The sequence below is a fragment of the Candidatus Leptovillus gracilis genome, from assembly GCA_016716065.1.
GTDB classification, from domain to species: Bacteria; Chloroflexota; Anaerolineae; order Promineifilales; family Promineifilaceae; genus Leptovillus; species Leptovillus gracilis.
Map to the genome: position 1 here is coordinate 83,373 of JADJXA010000015.1, position 19,292 is coordinate 102,664.

The window sequence follows — 19,292 nt, forward strand, 5'->3', positions numbered from 1 at the left end:
GTTGGTTTGTTGATTGGTTAAGGGATTGGCGTCAGGCAGGCTTCAACGGCTTCTTTGATGGCGGCGGTGGCGACAAGGCGGCGCGTGGCTTCGATATAGGGGGCTAAAACGGCATCTTGCGCCAGGAAGGGAACCTTTTGCCGGATGAGGGTGTAGGCCGCCTGTGTGCCCACCCCCTGGACTGGCTGCCCACCCATCTGCTGGCGGCGGAAATCTATGCCCTGCGCGGCTGCCAGCAGTTCGATGGCGACGATGGTTTCCACATGGTCGAGGATTTGAGCGACCTGGCGCACGGCCGTTGCTCCCATACTCACGTGGTCTTCAATGTTGGCGCTGCTGGGGATGGAGTCGGCGCTGGCGGGATGGGCCAGCACTTTGTTTTCTGAAGCCAGGGCAGCGGCCGTATATTGGACCATCATCAGCCCGCTTTCCAGGCCGCCGTTTTGTGTCAGGAACATCGGCAGCACACCACCGTTGCTGTCGGCGTCTACCAGCCGGGCGACGCGGCGCTCGCTCATGTTGCCCAACTCGGTCAGGGCCAGCCCCATGTAATCCATGGCAATGGCGATCGGTTCGCCATGAAAATTACCGGCCGAAATCACGTCTGTTTCACCGGTCGCCTCATCCACAAAGATGATGGGGTTGTCGTTGACGGCGTTGAGTTCGATGCCGATGACCCATTGGGCGTAGGCGATGGCGTCGCGCACCGCGCCATGCACCTGGGGCACGCAGCGCAGGGTGTAAGGGTCTTGGACATTGCGCGAATCGTGGCCGCGTAGGAATTGGCTGCCGGCCAGGACGCGGCGCAAGAAGGCGGCGCAGTCAATCTGGCGGGGATGGGGGCGGACGCGATGCACGCGCTCGTCGAAGGCGCGGTCTGTGCCGTGCAGCGCCTCCAGGCTGAGGCTGGCGGCGACATCGGCGGTGAGGGCCAGGTTGATGGCCCGGCGCACTTGCAGCGCGCCCATGCCAACCATGAAGGCTGTGCCGTTGAGCAGCGCCAACCCTTCTTTGGCCTGAAGCTCTAACGGCCGTAACCCAGCCCGCAGCAGGGCGGAACGGCCGTCCATCAATTCTCCCTGATGCCACGCCTCGCCTTCGCCAATGACCACCAGGGCCAAATGGGCCAACGGGGCCAGATCACCGCTGGCGCCCAGGGAGCCTTGCGCCGGGATGCGCGGGTGAACCCCGGCGTTGAGCATATCCAGCAGCAGGTAGATGAGTTCCGGGCGCACGCCGGAGTAGCCCAGAGCCAGAGTATTGGCGCGCACCAACAACATGGCCCGCACCACGCGCTCTGGCAGGTCTGGCCCCACGCCGACGGCATGGCTGCGCACCAGATTCACCTGAAGCTGCCGGACTTCGGCCGCGGAGATGATTTTGTCCTTGAACCGGCCAAAGCCAGTGGTGATGCCATAAACAACCTCGCCGCGAGCGACCAGATCATCCACCGCCTGACGGGAGCGCTGGATTTTGGTTAGAACATCTGGGTTCAGGCGCACGGAACGGCCGTTGGCCACCGCCACCACGTCATCTACCTGTAATTGATCGCCAGAAATCGTCAAAGGAGTCATACGCGCAAATCCATCACTAACTACCAGGCAGCAGCAAAGCCGGTTCGCGGCTGTAGGTGAGCAGGCTGGCCCCCAGGCCAATCAACCAGAGTGGGTAGCTGGCAAGCCAGATAAGGATGCTGTAGTTGGCGGCGCTGGGCATGGACAACGGCCGTAAAAGATTCCAGCCATACAGTATCAGCGCGATGCCGCCCACCAACCCAGACAGGAACAAGAAGCCATACAGGAAAGAACGCCTGTTACCCTGGATGAGGTTTTTAGACTCGAAGACCAGAAGGGCAGCGGCCGTAATCAGCGTCCACAGCCCGATCAACATCAACTCCACATACAAAACTGGCAGATAGTTGGCCGTATCGGCTGGCAGCAAAAAAGCGGTCAAGAAACTCCAGATCAGCAGACCACCAAACCCGACCTGGCCCAAAATAAGCGAGACAAGCGCCAGCAGCGGAAAATCCTGGACCAATAGACGATAAACAGCCAGGATGGTCGGCAGCAGTAAGATGGGGGCAAACAAGAAGATAAAGGTCCGACTAATCGCTTCTATGGCGCGTAAATCCTGCGGCGGCAGCGGCGTCAGCAAATAAGAAATGAGTAAGCCGGCTACGACAAAAAAGGCGCTGACAAAGCTGAGAATGCCGGCAAACAAGAACAATCGGTTTTTCATCGCGGCGTTTCCCTTTCAAGATGATGGCTCATAGCCGTAATTATAGCTGATTTGGAGACGTTGGTTAGTTGCATGGATGGTTGGTTTGCCAGCCAATCATGCAGCTGCCCAGTTACCCATCGGCAGCGCGCTTGGACAGCGTGCTTGCCCGGCCGAATGATCCCGTTTACAATTTCCGCCATGACGACACAATGGGACCAGGTAATCGGCCACGAATGGGCCGCACAGTTATTGGCGGGGTCCATCACCCACCAGCGCACGGGGCACGCCTATTTGCTCACCGGGCCAGACCAGATTGGCAAGACCACATTGGCGCGGACGTTTGCCCAGGCGCTCAACTGCACGGCCGCAGACCCGGCGGCACGGCCGTGCGGTCTGTGCCGTTCCTGCCAACTTATTGCCGCCAACCGCCACCCCGACGTGCGTTTGATCACCCCAGAAGTGAGCGGGCGGGGTAAATTGACGCTGAAAATTGACGAAATTCGCGCCTTGCAGCAGGCGCTCAATCTGGCCGCCTACGAAGCGCGCACCAAAGTTGCCATCCTGAAACGCTTCGACACAGCTACCGAAGGGGCGGCCAACGCCTTCCTGAAAACGCTGGAGGAACCGCCGCGCAATGTCGTTTTGCTGCTGACGGCCAACGACGCGGACACCATGTTGGCGACGATTAACTCGCGCTGCCGGACGATTGCGCTGCGGCCGTTACCCGCCCGCCTCATCGAAGACAGCCTGCAAAGCCGCTGGCAAGTGCCTGAGGACAAAGCCTACCTGCTGTCCCACCTGGCCGACGGCCGTTTAGGTTGGGCCATCCGCGCCTACGAAGACGCCACCATTCTCAGTGAACGGCAGCAAAACCTGGATTATTTACAACAAGCCCTGGCCGGTGACCGCGCCGACCGTTTCGCCCTGGCCGATAAGCTGGGGCGCAAGCCGGAACTGCTGCCAGAAATTCTGCAAACCTGGCTCAGTTGGTGGCGCGATGTCACGCTGCTCAGTCAGGGGGAAAACGGCCGTGATCTCGCCCTCACCAACGTAGACCAACAGGCAGAAGTCAGCCAGGCCGCGCAAAATTGGACCGCCGAACAAGCCCTGTCCAGTTTGCAGCAGACCCAGCTCGCCATCCGCCAATTGCAGCGCAACGCCAACACCCGCCTCGTCGTCGAAATCCTCTTTCTTACCTACCCTTTTGCCTGACTCCGCCAGGCCGAAAAGTTTGATTGGCCGCCGGTCTCATTTTGCCGCTCCCCAAAGTGCAAGTACAATCCACCGTAATCAATCGGGAGGCGCGATTTCATGAACAAGAGCATCAAACTCGGCTCTCTTGCCGACCTTAAAATTCTCGTCAAACCCTCAGCCATCCTTAGCATTGCGCTGGTATGGTTGGCTTACAGCCTGATCGGCCGCAAAGCCTTCAAGCTAAAACCAGGGCAGGCCATTCTCGGCGGCTTTCTGGCAACTTTGCTCCATTGGTTCAGCGAACTGTGGCACAACCTGGGCCACGCCCAGGCAGCCAAACAGACCGGCTATCCGATGAGTGGGATTTGTTTCACCGGGCCGCTGGCGCAGTCGCTCTACCCGCCGCAAGAACCGACACTACCACCGCACATCCACATCCGCCGCGCTTTGGGCGGCCCCATCGCCAGCGCCGGGCTGACGTTGATCTTTGGTGGGCTGGCGCTGGCGGCCAAATTTGTGGGCGGCGTGCCTTTTATGGTCGCCAGCATCACCTTTTTGGACAATTTATTGGTGTTTTCCCTGGGCGCATTTTTGCCGCTGGGCTTTACCGATGGCAGCACCTTGCTGCGCTATATGAACTACAGCCAACGGCCGTCGCAATGGCTGACAGTCGTCGAATAAACAAGGAACCATGGACACACACACACCCAATCCGCAAACCCTGTTAGAATTTGCCCTGGATGCCGCCTGGCAGGCCGGGCGCATCACCCTGGGCCATTTCCAGACTGGTCTGGCCGCCGAGCGCAAAGCCGACAACACCCCCGTCACCATCGCCGACCGCCAATCGGAGCAAAAACTGCGCGAACTGATCACCCGCTATTGGCCGGATCATGGCCTGTTGGGTGAAGAATTTGGGCAGCAGCCGGGCACGTCTGGCTATCGCTGGCTGATTGACCCCATTGACGGGACCAAGTCGTTTGTCTCCGGCGTGCCGCTGTACGCCACGCTGCTGGCCCTGACCAAAGACGACGAACCGCTGTTGGGCGTGGCCCATTTCCCGGCGCTTAAAGAGACGGTGTACGCTTTGCGCGGACACGGCTGTTATTGGAACGGCCGTCGCGCCCACGTCTCCACCGTAGATAAATTGGCCGACGCCGTGCTGTTGGGCAGCGACCTGAACACTTTCGGCGACAGGGCGGCCGTCTGGCAGCGGTTGATTGACGCCACTTATGTGCAGCGCACCTGGGGCGACGCCTATGGCTACTGCCTGGTAGCCACCGGCCGCGCCGAAGTTCATATAGACCCGATTATGGCCTTGTGGGACTGCGGGCCTTTCCAGGTGATTTTGGAAGAGGCAGGCGGGACCTTTACCGACTGGCAGGGTAACCCCACCATCTACGCCGAAGAGAGCATCGCCACCAACGGCCGTCTCTTCACGCAGGTGATGGATTGTGTCCACCAGGTCTGACAGTGTTATACTAGACAAGGTGACAAATAGGAGAACTAAGCCCATGATCCCCCCCATCAACCTGGAAAAACTGGTGGATTTTTTAGTCGGACTGCTCAATACGCCCAGCCCTACCGGCGATACCGACCGGGCGATGGCCTATGTGCAGCAGGCATTTGCCGACCTGCCTTTTGCCATGCACCTGTCTGCCAAAGGTTTTCTGGCGGGAACCTGGACCGGTGTTCATCATGGTGCGCCGCGCGCCCTGACAGCCCACGTTGACACGTTGGGCGCGATGGTGCGTGAGGTGAAGGAAGACGGCCGTCTCCGGCTGACCCAGTTAGGCGGTTGGTCGTGGACCTCTGTGGAGGGCGAGGGCGTCACTATCTTCGCCAGCAGCGGGCAGACCTATCGCGGGACGATTTTGCCTACCACTGCTTCTATCCACGCCCATACCGGGGAAGAACGCAACGCCCCCCGCAACGACAACAACGTCGAGGTCCGCATAGACGCCGTCACCCATTCCACCGCCGACACCCTGGCCCTGGGCATCCGTGTGGGCGATGTCATTGCCTTCGACCCCCGCGTCGAGGTGAGCGAAACTGGTTTTATCCGCTCCCGCCATTTGGACGATAAGGCGTGCGTCGCCATCATCTATGCCGCTCTGCTGTCCCTGGCCGAGGCCGGTTTGCAGCCCAGCCAGACCACCACCATCCATATCAGCAATTATGAAGAAGTGGGGCACGGCGCGGCGGCCGGCTTCCCGCCGGACCTGGCAGATTTGCTCACCTTAGACATGGCCGTCGTTGCACCCAAGCAAGAATCGAATGAATATTCCGTGACCATTTGCGCCAAAGATTCGGCCGGACCGTATCATATGGGTTTCCGGCGGGAGTTGGAGGCGCTGGCCGCCGCCAATCAGCTCAATTACAAAACGGACATTTATCCGTTTTACGGCTCTGATGGGCAAGCGTACTGGCGCGCCGGCGGCAACGTGCGCGTTGGCCTGATTGGCCCTGGCGTAGACGCTTCCCACCATTACGAGCGCACCCATCGGGATGCGCTGCTGCAAACGACACAGCTTGTCGTCGCTTATCTGCTAAGCTGACGCCGTAGGCCGTCTACGGAATACGGGCATGGTTCATTCCAGGCGATATGGCTTTACAAATTTGGCAAGAAAGCGCGTCATGCTGAGAGCCTGTGCTGAGCGAAGCCGAAGCATCCCCCGAAGCATCCCCCTCCTCTGGCGGGAGCGGGATGCTTCGCTCCGAAGGCTTCGCTCAGACCTTGTCCTGAGCAACGCCGAAGGAATGACAATGCCGCGTAAATTTGTAAAGATGATATTTTGCTCAATGAACCATGCCGGAATACGGAATACGGCCGCAAAAGAGGAGAGAGGAATATGAATCATTCACGTCTAGTTCTTGCTGTTTTAATTGCGCTCATGGCGCTAACGGCCGTCGCCTGTGGCGGCCAGGAACCTGAACCAACTGCCTTACCCACGCCCATCGTCGAACCAACCGCGACGCTAACGGCCGTACCCACCGCCACCCCCCTCAGCGAACCGGTCTATGGTCTGGCGACCGTAGAAAGCGTGCAAATCTTAAAGCTCGAATCGTTTCCGGTGCAGATCAACGTGCAGGCGCGCGGGATGCTGCCCAACGGCTGTGCGTCCATCAACGAAATCATCAGCCAGAAAAACGGCAATGCCTTCACCATCGCCGTTACCACCGTCCAGGCGCCGGACCGCATCTGCACCCAGGCGTTAGTGCCTTTTGAAGAAACCATCGCCCTGGACGTGCTAGACCTGCCCGCCGGAACATACACCGTCAGCGTCAATGGCATCGGTGGTTCCTTTACGCTGGACATGGACAACACGTTAACGGCCGTGCCCGCCGAAAATGGCACGATTACCGGCCGCGTTTGGCATGACCTGTGCGCCGTTGCCAGCGGCGAAAGCAGCGCAGAAGCGGCCCCACCCGAAGGCTGCGTGGCTCTGGCCGACGGTGGTTTTGCCGCCAACGGGCTGTTGGAAGTCGGCGAACCGGGACTGGAAGGCGTGCGCGTCAGCCTGGGCGACGGGGAATGCCCGGCGGTGGGCATTGGCACGGCCGTCACCGACATCGCCGGCAGCTACACCTTCGCCGAACTCGCCCCCGGCGTCTACTGCGTTTCTATTGATCCGCTGGATGAGCAAAACGCCGAAATCCTCATCCCCGGCAGTTGGACCTTCCCCGAAGTGGACCTGGGCGAAACCACCGTAGACCTGACGGCCGGCGGCGTGATCAGCGATGTTAATTTTGGTTGGGATTACCAGTTCTTGCCCCTTTCAGAAGTAAACGCCGCCGACTGTATCAACAGCATCGAATTTATCCAAGACCTGAACATTCCCGACGACACCAGCTTCCGCCCGGGCACAGAGTTCACCAAGCGTTGGCAGCTGCGCAACAACGGCACCTGCATCTGGACCACCCAGTACAGCGTGGCTTTTGTCGGCGGCGAACAGATGTCGGCGGCTAGCAATATCACCTTCACCCGTCCGGTGGCTCCCGGCCAGCCGATAGACATCGCCGTAGATATGGTTGCGCCCACCACCCCCGGAACCTATCGCGGCAACTGGCAAATCGCCGACGCCAATGGCGATCCGTTTGGCATTGACGGCTTCATTGGCGATGCCTTCTGGCTGCAAATTGTCGTCGCCGAAAATGCCGCACCTTTAGCCACGCCCGCGCCCAATTCGGCCGCCCTCGGCGGCATTGTCTGGGATGACTTTTGCGTCAACAGCAATCCCGGCCGCGGCTGTTGGGAGTACCCCACCGGCAGCAACACCTTCATCGGTGATGGCTCGCAGACGGGCAGCGAACCGGCTCTGTCGGGCATCACCATCAGTCTGGCCAGCGGCGTGTGCCCCAATGATGGCACAATTCCGGCCGCCAATCTGGTTTTGACCACCAATGTGACGGGGGAAGACGGCCGTTACCTCTTCGGCGACCTCTCCGGCGGCACGTACTGCGTCTTCATGGACGCCCTCAGCCGCGCCAACGTAGATTTGCTCATCCCCGGCAACTGGACCTGGCCGGCCGTCGGCGTCGGCCGCCACACCGTCGTTCTCAGCGAAGGTGAACAACGGTTAGACCTGGACTTTGGCTGGGATTTTGTGGATTAGCGCCGTCAAAAATTGGGGGTTGACAGTTCTGTATTGACTGGCAACGATTCCTTGTTAGTTGTGCTTGCGCCGGACAGGAAACATGGTTTTCCTGTCCGGTTTTGCTTTCTGGCCTGCTTGACAGTCGCCGGGCAATATGCCATACTTCTAAAAACTGGTCAGACCACTTACCAGTAACGATTTGCGAATAATAACGACTCTTGTCACCTTGTCACCCTATCAGGTACGAACGCCATGAACAACTGGGCTGCACCACAAAAACCTAACGGCTACGCCGAACAATCATTGGTACAAGCCATACTGGACGGTGATTTTCCGCCCGGCTCTACCCTACCGGCCGAGCGCGCATTGGCCGAACAATTGGGCGTCACCCGCCCCACGCTGCGCGAAGCCATCCAACGGCTGGCCCGCGACGGCTGGCTGACGGTACATCAGGGCAAATCTACGGCCGTCAACAATTTCTGGCAAGATGGTGGACTAAACGTCCTGGGGGCGTTGGTGGGCTACCCGGACCACCTGCCGCGCGGTTTTGTGACCAATCTGCTGGAGGTACGCCTGAACCTGGCCCCGGCCTACACGCGGGCCGCCGTCAGCCATGCGCCAACGGCCGTCGCCAACTTCCTGGCCGGTTATGCGACGTTGGCGGATGAAACGGCCGTCTACGCCGCCTACGACTGGCAGCTGCACCGCCACCTCACCATCCAATCCAACAACGCCATTTATACGCTCATTCTCAATGGCTTCACCGGCTTCTATGAGCAATTGGCCCAGGTCTATTTTGCCAGCGCCGATGCCCGCGCCCGGTCGCGGACGTTTTACGCCGAATTGTACGCCGCCGCCCAACAAGCCGACGCCGACCGCGCCGAAGCGCTGACCCGCGCCACCATGGCCGAAAGCATCCAGCTCTGGCAGGCCGCACGAGCGCAGGCCAAAGAATAGAGAATTGGGCGCAGATAAACGCGGATAGACGCGGATTTTTTGATTTCATCCGCGCAAATCCGCGTCCTATCAAAGGAGTATTCAGGATGAGACGATGGAATGGGTGGGGTGATACCACCACGGATTATCCTCTACCGGCTGCGGCCGTTGAATTCCTGACAGCACGGGTTGGACCCGGCGCGCCGCAGCGCGACGCGGCGTTGGCCGACGTGGTCACCGGCGTGCCGCCCTCCCGTCTGTCGGCCCACAAACTCATCAACCAGGAGCCAGAAACACGGCTGCGCCACGCCTGCGGCCAGAGTTTGCCCGATTGGGTGGCGATGCGCTACGGCCGTTTCCCGGCCTTCCCCGATGGCGTCGCCTTCCCCACCGTAGACGCCGAAGTGCGGGAACTGATCCAATACGCCATTGAAACTGGCGTCACAATCATCCCCTATGGCGGGGGAACCAGCGTCGTCGGTCACATCAACCCGCAGCCGGGCGATGCGCCGGTGCTGACGGTGGACCTGGGGCGGCTGAACCAACTGCGCCACTTCGACCGGCACAGCCTGCTGGCGACCTTTGGCGCGGGCACGCCAGGGCCAGACGTAGAGGCGCAGCTTCGCGCCCACGGCTGCACGCTGGGCCATTACCCGCAGTCGTTTGAACTGTCGTCGGTGGGCGGCTGGGTGGTTACACGCTCCAGTGGGCAGCAGTCCAGGGGCTACGGCCGTATCGAAGACCTGTTCGCCGGCGGCACACTCGAATCACCGGCCGGGACGTGGACGCTGCCGCCCCACCCTGCCTCGGCTGCCGGGCCAGATTTGCGCCAATTGGTGCTTGGCTCTGAGGGGCGGCTGGGCATCCTGACGGAAGCCACCGTGCGCGCCCGCCCACTGCCGGAAAGCGAAGAGTTCCACGCAGTGTTCTTCCCCAGTTTTGCCCAGGGGCAAACGGCCGTGCGCCAGATGGCCCAGGCGGGTGTACCCGTCTCCATGCTGCGGCTGAGTACGGCCGTCGAAACCACCACCACCCTGGCCCTGGCCGGGCATGAACGGCTTATCGGTGGGCTGGAGGCCCTGCTGGGGCTGCGCGGCGTGGACAAAGACAAAGCCATGCTGATGATTGGCGCGACGGGCAGCAGCGCGCTGGTGAAGATGGCGCGCAAAACAGCCATCGAAGCCGCCAATGAATACGGCGGCGTCCACGTGGGACAAACTTTTGGCAAACAATGGATCAAGGGTCGCTTCCACACGCCCTATTTGCGCAACACTTTGTGGGAAATGGGTTACGCGGTGGATACGCTGGAAACGGCCGTCCCCTGGTCCAACGTAGACAAAACCATAACTGCCATCGAAGCGGCGCTGCACACCACCCTGGCCGACGAAGGCGAAAAGGTCCACGTCTTCACCCACCTGTCGCACGTCTATACGACCGGGGCCAGCATCTACACCACCTATCTGTTCCGGCTGACCAACGACCCAGAAGTGGTGTTGGCGCGGTGGGGCAAATTGAAGGCGGCGGCTTCGACGGCCGTGGTCGCCAACCAGGGAACCATCAGCCACCAACACGGCGTGGGCGTAGACCATGCGCCCTATCTGGCAGCGGAAAAGGGCGAATTGGGCATGGCCGTCTTGCAAGACGCCCTGCGCCGCTTCGACCCCTACGGCGTGATGAATCCTGGGAAATTAGTGGGGTAGGCTCAAGATTGGACCAATCTTTAGAGATTGGTCCAATCTCACTGTCATTGCGGGAGAAAATTATGTGGACGGGTGATTGGCGTGAAGAAGTTTGGCGGGAGTTAGACCAACCGTGGGACCTGGTTATCGTCGGCGGTGGCATAACGGGCGCGGGCATTTTGCGCGAGGCGGCGCGGTTGGGGCTGCGGGCGCTGCTGGTAGAGCAGAAAGATTTCGCCTGGGGCACATCCAGCCGCTCCTCCAAACTGGTGCATGGCGGGCTGCGTTATCTCAAGGAAGGCAAAATCGGTCTGACACGCGCCTCGGTGCTGGAACGGCAGCAGTTATTGGCCGAAGGGCCAGGGCTGATTGACCCGCTGGGCTTTTTGCTGGCGACCTACAAAAGCGATAAAACCGGCCGTCTGGTCTTCCGCGCCGGGCTGACGGTTTACGATTTGTTGGCGCTGCAATGGAGCCACAAGTATTACAGCCCACGCGACTTCCAGATGCTCGCGCCGCACCTGACCAGCGCCGGGCTCAAGGGCGGCTTCCGCTACGGCGACGCCCAGACAGACGACGCCCGGCTGGTGCTGCGCGTCATCGCCGAGGCGGTGGCCGATGGCGGCGTCGCCATCAACTACGTCGCCGCCGAAGCTGTGCTGCGGGATGAAAACGGCCGTGTCACCGGCCTCACGTTAGGCGACGCACTCACCGGGCAAACGGCCGATGTCACAGCGCGCGTCGTGGTCAGCGCCACCGGAGCCTGGGCCGATACGCTGCGTGAACAGGTGGGCGGCGCGGCCAAGATACGGCCGCTGCGCGGCAGCCACCTGGTCTTTCCCAATTGGCGTTTGCCGGTGGCCCAGGCCATCAGCTTTTTACACCCCATTGACCAACGCCCGGTGATGATTTTCCCTTGGGAGGGCGTGACTCTGGTGGGTACAACCGACGTGGACCACCACAATTCGCTGGACAAAGAGCCGTGTATCTCGCCCGACGAAACGGCCTACTTGTTGGCGGCGGTGGAAGCGCAGTTCCCATCGCTGGGCATTGGCCTGGGCGACGTGGTGGCCGCCTTTGCCGGGGTGCGCCCGGTGATTGGCAGCGGCAAAGAAGACCCATCGGAAGAATCGCGCGACCACGTAGTCTGGGTGGAAAACGGTCTGCTGACGGTGACCGGCGGCAAGCTGACCACCTTCCGCCTCATCGCCCTGGACGCGCTGAAGGAGGTGCGCCACCTGCTGCCCGATTTGCCGCAAGCCGACAACAACCTGCCGGTGCTAAATCCGGTGGACGTGGCCCTGCCCGGCGGCGAACAATTAGCCGAAGAGGTACGCCGCCGCCTGTTGGGGCGCTATGGCGCGGCGGCCCCGGAATTGGCGGCCGCGGCGCAGCCGGGCGAACTGGAGGTTATCCCCGGCACGCAGACGGTGTGGGCGGAACTACGCTGGGCGGCCCGCGCCGAGGCGGTGGTTCATCTGGATGATTTGCTGCTGCGGCGGGTGCGCCTAGGCATTTTGCTGCCGGCGGGCGGCGCAGCGCTGCTGCCACGCATTCAGGCCATTTGTCAGGCGGAGTTGGGGTGGGATGACGGCCGTTGGCAAAGCGAACAGGCGGCTTATCTGGCGCTGGTACGCGGCTGCTACAACATCCCCGACGCGGCGCTCGTCCCGGATTGGCGGGCGCTGCTGGCCGCTGCGAAGCAAGCTGAGTTGGCGGATGTGGCGGACGAGACGGATGGGGGATGGCAGCGGCCGCTGCTGCTGGCGACGGCCGTCGGGTTGGTAGTCGTGGGATGGTATCTGTTTACCCGAAGAATGGCACGCGGGTAAACACGGATAATACAGATTTTCGCGGATAACGATGACCAAAAACTGCGTTAATCCGCTGCACCGTAACATCTCAATAATCGGGGGAACTTCCGAGAGGTTTGTCGCTATCGCCACGGCCGTCTTTAGCCCTGTTTACGGGGCGTCATTTTTTAGCCTGGGGCTTTAGCTCCAGGCGCAGGGGATAACCGGCGACGACCAGCGCTAAAGCGCCGGTCTACAAAACAACGCCGGGTAAACCCGGCTTTTACCTCTTTGCCACCGATTGACCCCTAAAATATTGAGAAGATTCGCTGCATCCGTGAAAATCCGCGTTCAATTTTGAACGCGAAGCTGTCAGTATTTCGCCAATGCTTTGCCCTGGTGTGATAGTAGGGACGGGACAGGCGGGAGACAAGGCGTTGGTGATTGGCAAAAATGTTGTCCCGCCCCTACGGCTGGATCGCAAATTGAGAATTGCTGATAGGAGCAGTCCAGGGGCATAACCATGATAAACTTCAACACGAAACGTGACATTGGTTCAAAAGCTTCAAGGCGCATATAATTCCACCGATTTGCACTCTGGCCGGTAATCTGGCCCTCTTGAGGAAACATGTCATGACCAAACGCCTGATTATTTTACTCTTCGCCGCTGTGCTTTTGCTGCTGGCGGCCTGCGGCGGCGGCGGCGAAGGCGATCCGGCGCAAACCGTGGAACAATACCTGCAAGCCAAAACCACCGGCGATGCAGAGACCATCCGCGCTTTGCTGTGCGCCGACATGGAGCAATTTCTGGAACGTGAAACGCGCACTTTCGACAGTGTGAGTGGTGTGCAGATTCAGGATATGGCCTGCACCCGCGACGGCAGCAGCGACGTAGTGCGCTGCCAGGGTAAAATCGTCGCCACTTACGGCACAGAAGACACCGAGTTTCCCCTGACCAATTATCGCGTCGTCCAGGAAGATGGCGAGTGGAAATGGTGTGGGGAAGCGGAGTGATCATTGTGAATTGTGAATTGTGACGTGCGGAACAAAGTATTGAGTCGGGAGAATTTGCTGGTGGTGGGGCTGTGTGTGCTGGTGGTTTTGCTGATCATTGTGACGACGGACAGTGCGCCGCAGTGGATTTATCAGGGATTTTAGACAAGTAATCGTTGCCAATGCTGCGCCATCATTCTCTTCATCATTCCCCGGTTGTACACAAGTTAATCGGTATCCTGGCTCTGGCGCTGCTGGCGGCCTGCAACGGCCGTTCCCCCATCCCTACCACCATCATCGCCACCACCACGACCTCACCGACCACCACTACCTCACCAACCGCCTCGCCCACCAGCACGGCCGTACCCACCGAGACGCCCACCCCGCAGCCGACCACAACGACCACGCTGACGGCCACACCCACACCAACACGCGCACCTACGGCGACGGCAACGGCGACGGCAACGGCCGTTCCCCCCCAGGCAGTGGTCAACGGCCTCACGTTAGACCAATTTCTGCTCATGGACGCAGCCACCCAAGACCACATCCGCGACATCTACGCCCTGGGGCAGCAGTTAGGGCGCAGCCCCAATGCTTTCTCCAAGATAGGCGACAGCGTCGTTCTGACGCCCCATTTCCTGGCCCGCTTCGACAGCAACCAGTACAACCTGGGCATTTACGCCCATTTACAGGCGACCATCAACCAGTATGCCGGCTCCTTTGCCCGCTTCGGTCAGGCCGCCGATGTGGGCCTGTCGGCGCGCACCCTGTTCCAGTTGGGCTGGGCTGACCGGGACGTGTGTCTGCCAGACGAAAACGCCATCGCCTGCGAGATTCGTCTGCAAAACCCCAGCATCACCCTCATCCGCCTGGGGACCAATGACCAGATCGCAGCCGATTTTGCGGCCAACATGGGCAAACTGATCGAACAACTGCTGGCCGAAGGCATTATCCCCGTCCTCAGCACCAAAGCCGATCGCTTTGAAGGCGAAGTCAATGCCAATAACATCATTTTGCGTGAACTGGCTGCCGCGTACCACATTCCGTTGTGGGACTATGACGTAGTGGCCGAGACACTGCCAGACCGGGGATTGTCTGGTGACGGGATTCATCTCACCATGTCCGGCGCCAACGATTACACCCAGGCCGGCGTGCTGGAAAAAGGCTACCCGGTCAGCGATTTGACGGCGCTGATGGTTCTGGACGCCATTCGCCAGGTGGTGGCCGTCGCCCAACCCAATTCTTAGGACCCAAACGATGAGCCGCTTACACTGCCGCCACGCCATCAACATGTTACCTCTGACCGCCTTATTCACGGCCGTTACCCTGCTGCTGGCCGGCTGCCAAACCCTGGCCGCCCAACCCGCCGCCGACCTGCCCACGCTGCACCCAACGGCCGTACTGCCCACCGCCACCCTCCAACCCACCACCCAACCCACCGCCCAGCCGACTACCCAACCCACCATCCAACCCACCACCAACCCCACCAGCCAACCAACCACCACACCAACCCGCTACCACACTTACACCAGTTCACCCACACCTACCCCCATCCCCCCCGGCGCGCAAATCAACGGCCTGCCCAAAACGGCGTTTATTGTGCTGCCAACGGCCGTACAGACCAACATTCGCGCCATCGCCGCCGCCGGGCAGACGATGGACCGCCGCCCCCAGGCATTCGCCAAATTGGGCGACAGCGGCGCGGCCACGGCCGATTTCCTGATGCGTTTTGACCAGCGCGTCTTCGACCTGGGCGATTACGCCTATCTCCAGCCGACCCTTGATTACTACAAAGGCTCCTGGGTGCGCTTTGGCGCGGCGCTGCACGTGGGGCTGCACGGCACGGCCGTCTTCCGCACCGAATTGGTCACCGAACCGCGCTGTAACCCCAACGAACACATGTTGGCCTGCGAATTTCGCCTGCACAACCCCAGCATCCTGCTCATTGCCCTGGGAACCAACGACCAGAGCGACCAGTTTGACGACCGTCTGGAAAAAATTGTGACCTACGCCATAGACAACGGCGTCATCCCCGTCCTCATCACCAAAGCCGACCGCTACGAAGGCGAAGACAACCGCAACAACAACGACGTGCGCCGCATCGCCGCCCAATTTAATGTGCCGCTGCTGGATTTTGACCTGCTGGCCGACACACTGCCCAATCGCGGCCTGGGGTCAGACAACATTCATCTGACGCACTATGAGCGCTATGAATACGTCTCGCCAGAAGCGTTCCAGCGTGGCTACAGCGTGTATAACCTGGCCGTCATCATGATGATAGACGAGATTCGGGCGGTATTGACCCAGGAAACGGCCGTTCCCTCTTTCGATATTTCCACCCTGCCGTGATGAAGAATTTAATGGCAATGGACAAAGGCAGAAAAGGGCAAAACGGGTGGGGCTGGGTGTTGTTGATTGGCAGCACGCTGGCGATCTACTGGCTGCAAGCGCCGTTGGCTCCCCGCTTTGCCGACACCCTGCTGCCTACGGCCACCCTGGCCCTGGCTGTACTTGGCTGGCTGCTGACCCGCCCACCGGACGCCGCCGCCCGCCAAACCACCTGGCCTGAAGACCGCCTGACGCTGTTCGTTTTATTTGCCCTGGTCGTAGGCATGGCCTTCAATCGCTACCTGGACGGCGCCTATCGTCTGACCGCTTCACGGCCGCCCTCCCCCTGGCTAACGGCCGTCGCCCTGCTGCTGCTCGGCGGCTTTGTTCTGCTCATCGCTCGCCTGACCGACCGGGCCGATCAGCGCCGTGTGTTGACCGGCAGCATTGTACTGGTCGTGGGTTTGTTTGTGGTGTTAAAAAGTGCACCATTGGCGACGGCCGCTGCCCAATTCTGGCGTTCGCTCAGCGGCCAAAACCCATCCCTGGCTGCCCCCGCCGACCTGGCCTGGTTAGGCTTCTCCTACGTCGCCTTCCGCCTCATCCACACCTTGCGCGACCGGCAAACCGGCCTGCTGCCCCACCTCTCGCTGCGCGAGTATGTCACCTACATCATCTTCGCCCCGGCTTTTATCGCCGGGCCAATAGACCGCGCCGAGCGCTTTGTGCAAGATATACGCGCCCTGCCACAGTTGGTCGTCCTGGACGCCGCCCGCTTTGGCGAGGCCGGGCTGCGCATCGCCGCCGGGCTGTTCAAAAAATTGGTGATCGCCGATTCGCTGGCGCAAGGGATGTCATTAACGGCCGTCAACGCCACCCAAGTCACCTCCCCGCTGGCTTTGTGGGCGCTGCTGTATGGCTACGCCCTGCGCCTCTACTTCGATTTTGCCGGCTACACGGACATCGCCATCGGCGTCGGGCTGCTGTTGGGCATTCGCCTGCCGGAAAACTTCAACCGCCCCTATCTCCAGACCAATATCACCACCTTCTGGCAAAGCTGGCACATGACTCTGAGCAGTTGGGCGCGGTTTTATGTCTTTACGCCGCTGTCGCGCACGCTGCTGCGGCGCAAACCCCGGCCGTCGCCCACCCTCATCGTCTTCATCGCCCAAATCGCCACCATGACCACCATCGGCCTGTGGCATGGCCTCACCTGGACCTTTCTGATTTGGGGCCTGTGGCACGGCGTCGGGCTGTTCATCCACAAGCAGTGGAGCGACCGCACCCGCCGCTGGTATCGCGCCCTGGAAGGCAAGCCGGGGCAAAAACGGGCCTGGGCGCTGTTTGGCTGGTTTATCACCTTTCATTTTGTCGTCGTCGGCTGGGTCTGGTTCTTGCTGCCAGACGTGGACCAGGCGGCGGCGACGTTCGCCAAACTACTTGGCATAGGCTGGTAGCAAATTGTCAATGGTCAATGGTCAATCGTCAATCGTCAATTGGAGGGTGATTGGGCGGGTTTTGGGCAAAACGGCCGTTCTCTTTCTGCTGCTCAACGCCCTGTTTGCCTGGTTATACCCGCTGGAAGCATTGGGGAAATTGTCGCTGTACAACCGACTGCTGCCAGGGCGGCTGCGCCTGCCCTACGGCGAAAATCCGGCCGAAAGCTACAACCTCAGCCTGCACAATGTGCCAGCCATGCTCGCCAGCCACGCCATCAGCCAGCCCAAAGGGGCCGACGAATTTCGCGTCCTGCTCGTCGGCGATTCAGGCACGTGGGGTTGGTTTTTGGACAATGCGGACACATTGGCCGGTCAGTTGAACGGGCTGGGGCTGGCAGCAGCCGACGGCCGTTCCGTGCGCGTCTACAACCTGGGCTACCCGGTCATGGCCCTGAGCAAAGACCTGCTGCTGCTGGATGCGGCCCGGCAAACCGACCCCGACTTGATCCTGTGGCCGGTGACGCTGGAATCATTCCCGCGTGATAAGCAGGTGTTCCCGCCGCTGGTGCAAAACAACCCGGAGCGCCTGCGCCGCCTGATTGCCACCTATGAGTTGGACCTGGATGCGGCGGACGGCCGTTTTGTCACCCCCACCTTTTGGCAGCGCAGCCTGGTTGGGCAGCGCCGCAGTCTGGCCGATTGGCTGCGCTTGCAGCAGTTTGGCTTCGCCTGGGCGGCTACCGGCATAGACCAGACCATCCCCGCCGAATTTGAACCGCGCCGCAGCGACTTCGAGGCCGACGTTAGCTGGCAGACCTTCACCGAACCGGCCACTCTCACCACCGGCGACCTGGCCTTCGACGTGTTGACCGCCGGCTTCACCCTGGCCGGGGATGTGCCTGTCCTGCTGATCAACGAGCCGATGTTTATCAGCCGCGGCCAGAACAGCGATTTGCGCTACAATTCTTTTTATCCCCGTTGGGCCTACGACCAGTATCGGGCAATGCTGGCGGCAGCGGCCGCTGCCCACGGCTGGCCTTACCTGGACCTGTGGGATGCCATTCCCGCCGCCGAATTTAGCGACACGCCGGTGCATCTGACGGCCGTTGGCAGCAAGTTGTATGCGGACATGGTGGCGGAGGGGATACGGCCGTTTTTGGAATGATGAATGATGGATGATGAATGAGGAGCGGGGAATGATGAACGATGAACAAAACATTCGCGCAAAATTGCGGGCCTTTATTACCCGCGAGTTGGTCCGCGACGCCAGCTACCCCCTGAAAGACGACGAAGGTATCATCACCGGCGGGTTGATAGATTCTTTTGCCCTGGCCGAGTTTGGCGTGTATGTGGAGGATGAATTTGGCGTCTACATCCCCGACGCCGACCTGACGGTGGACAAACTAGACACGCTCAACCAGATGGTCGCCCGTGTGGAGCGGGATTTGCACGGCCGTTGAAGCAAACGTCTAGCAGGTTGTCGGAAAAGTAGAAATGGATACACGGATGACACGGATTTAACGGATTTACACCGATTTTCTGGTGATTTATCCGTAAAAATCCGTCGAATCCGTTCAATCCGTGTACCTATCCTGAGTTCTCCGACAGGCTGCTAGTACACCAATGCTTAAATCTTTGTTGGATAAATTCCCTCCCCTTATTCCCCTCCCAGTGGGAGCGGGTTGCGGAGAGGGAAAAATATGCTAAAGACTTGCGCCAGACTGCACCAGGCACTAACTTCGGAGCGAAGACTCGTCAGAATGACGCCGACTTTTGCCAAACAACGCTGGCAAAAGACGCAGCCCCTACTAATCCCAGGTGATATTGCGGATCGAAACCGTCACGTCTGGGCTGTCTAGCAGCCCGCCGCGCTCGGTGAATTCCTGGTGAAATGATTCCAAAATCGCAAACACCAGCTCGCCAAACAAGTCAATTTCACTCAATTCCTTCAAAGCGGCATTGTCAAAGGCAATTTCAAATTCACCGCGATCTTGAAGGACTTGCTCGTCGGGGTAGGTGACGGCTATGTCATAATCAAAGGTACAAATGGCAGACATGGGGTTCTCCTGGCTGGAAGTAACACGAGAGCGAGCGTTTATGACACTCGCCCTCGCT

The 19,292-nt window shown here is 60.2% G+C and carries 17 protein-coding genes; 14 read left to right on the forward strand and 3 right to left on the reverse strand.

Going from position 1 to position 19,292, the window contains the following annotated elements:
* Window positions 1–17: 17 nt before the first annotated feature.
* Entirely contained in the window at window positions 18–1,574 is a 1,557-nt protein-coding gene (hutH, locus tag IPM39_24275; protein ID MBK8989143.1) for a histidine ammonia-lyase, read from the reverse strand.
* A 16-nt stretch (window positions 1,575–1,590) separates the two neighbouring features.
* Window positions 1,591–2,238 carry a hypothetical protein gene (locus IPM39_24280; protein ID MBK8989144.1) on the reverse strand — a complete coding sequence of 216 codons (648 nt, stop codon included), beginning with the start codon at window positions 2,236–2,238 and terminating at the stop codon, window positions 1,591–1,593.
* A gap of 180 nt (window positions 2,239–2,418) precedes the next feature.
* Between IPM39_24280 and holB the strand changes: the two genes are divergently transcribed.
* The 14 genes from holB to IPM39_24350 all read left to right on the forward strand — a co-directional run bounded on the left by holB (window position 2,419) and on the right by IPM39_24350 (window position 18,637).
* Entirely contained in the window at window positions 2,419–3,432 is a 1,014-nt protein-coding gene (holB, locus tag IPM39_24285; protein MBK8989145.1) for a DNA polymerase III subunit delta', read from the forward strand.
* 99 nt (window positions 3,433–3,531) lie between these two features.
* Window positions 3,532–4,095: a hypothetical protein gene (locus IPM39_24290; protein MBK8989146.1), complete on the forward strand. Its 564-nt coding sequence runs from the start codon at window positions 3,532–3,534 to the stop codon at window positions 4,093–4,095.
* A 10-nt stretch (window positions 4,096–4,105) separates the two neighbouring features.
* Entirely contained in the window at window positions 4,106–4,882 is a 777-nt protein-coding gene (locus tag IPM39_24295) for an inositol monophosphatase family protein (GenBank protein ID MBK8989147.1), read from the forward strand.
* A 43-nt stretch (window positions 4,883–4,925) separates the two neighbouring features.
* Window positions 4,926–5,969 carry a M42 family metallopeptidase gene (locus IPM39_24300; protein ID MBK8989148.1) on the forward strand — a complete coding sequence of 348 codons (1,044 nt, stop codon included), beginning with the start codon at window positions 4,926–4,928 and terminating at the stop codon, window positions 5,967–5,969.
* Between the two features lie 294 nt (window positions 5,970–6,263).
* Window positions 6,264–8,027 (forward strand): hypothetical protein, encoded by a 1,764-nt coding sequence (locus IPM39_24305; GenBank protein ID MBK8989149.1) that lies wholly within the window; start codon window positions 6,264–6,266, stop codon window positions 8,025–8,027.
* Window positions 8,028–8,261: 234 nt separating this feature from the next.
* The gene (gene fadR, locus IPM39_24310; protein MBK8989150.1) at window positions 8,262–8,966 is read left to right on the forward strand and encodes a fatty acid metabolism transcriptional regulator FadR; all 705 of its coding nucleotides are present in this window, start codon (window positions 8,262–8,264) and stop codon (window positions 8,964–8,966) included.
* 86 nt (window positions 8,967–9,052) lie between these two features.
* Window positions 9,053–10,645, forward strand: coding sequence for an FAD-binding oxidoreductase (locus tag IPM39_24315; protein MBK8989151.1), 1,593 nt, complete (start codon window positions 9,053–9,055; stop codon window positions 10,643–10,645).
* A gap of 62 nt (window positions 10,646–10,707) precedes the next feature.
* Window positions 10,708–12,456: a glycerol-3-phosphate dehydrogenase/oxidase gene (locus IPM39_24320; GenBank protein MBK8989152.1), complete on the forward strand. Its 1,749-nt coding sequence runs from the start codon at window positions 10,708–10,710 to the stop codon at window positions 12,454–12,456.
* Between the two features lie 594 nt (window positions 12,457–13,050).
* Entirely contained in the window at window positions 13,051–13,431 is a 381-nt protein-coding gene (locus IPM39_24325; GenBank protein ID MBK8989153.1) for a nuclear transport factor 2 family protein, read from the forward strand.
* 161 nt (window positions 13,432–13,592) lie between these two features.
* Entirely contained in the window at window positions 13,593–14,657 is a 1,065-nt protein-coding gene (locus tag IPM39_24330) for a hypothetical protein (GenBank protein MBK8989154.1), read from the forward strand.
* 10 nt (window positions 14,658–14,667) lie between these two features.
* A complete protein-coding gene (locus IPM39_24335; GenBank protein MBK8989155.1) occupies window positions 14,668–15,759 on the forward strand; it encodes an SGNH/GDSL hydrolase family protein in 1,092 nt (363 codons plus the stop codon).
* Window positions 15,760–15,776: 17 nt separating this feature from the next.
* The gene (locus IPM39_24340; protein MBK8989156.1) at window positions 15,777–17,195 is read left to right on the forward strand and encodes an MBOAT family protein; all 1,419 of its coding nucleotides are present in this window, start codon (window positions 15,777–15,779) and stop codon (window positions 17,193–17,195) included.
* A 10-nt stretch (window positions 17,196–17,205) separates the two neighbouring features.
* The gene (locus tag IPM39_24345) at window positions 17,206–18,342 is read left to right on the forward strand and encodes a hypothetical protein (GenBank protein MBK8989157.1); all 1,137 of its coding nucleotides are present in this window, start codon (window positions 17,206–17,208) and stop codon (window positions 18,340–18,342) included.
* A 31-nt stretch (window positions 18,343–18,373) separates the two neighbouring features.
* Window positions 18,374–18,637 carry a hypothetical protein gene (locus IPM39_24350; protein ID MBK8989158.1) on the forward strand — a complete coding sequence of 88 codons (264 nt, stop codon included), beginning with the start codon at window positions 18,374–18,376 and terminating at the stop codon, window positions 18,635–18,637.
* Between the two features lie 348 nt (window positions 18,638–18,985).
* On the opposite strand, the gene IPM39_24355 is transcribed toward IPM39_24350, so the two are convergent.
* Window positions 18,986–19,234 (reverse strand): hypothetical protein, encoded by a 249-nt coding sequence (locus tag IPM39_24355; GenBank protein ID MBK8989159.1) that lies wholly within the window; start codon window positions 19,232–19,234, stop codon window positions 18,986–18,988.
* Window positions 19,235–19,292 lie beyond the last annotated feature (58 nt).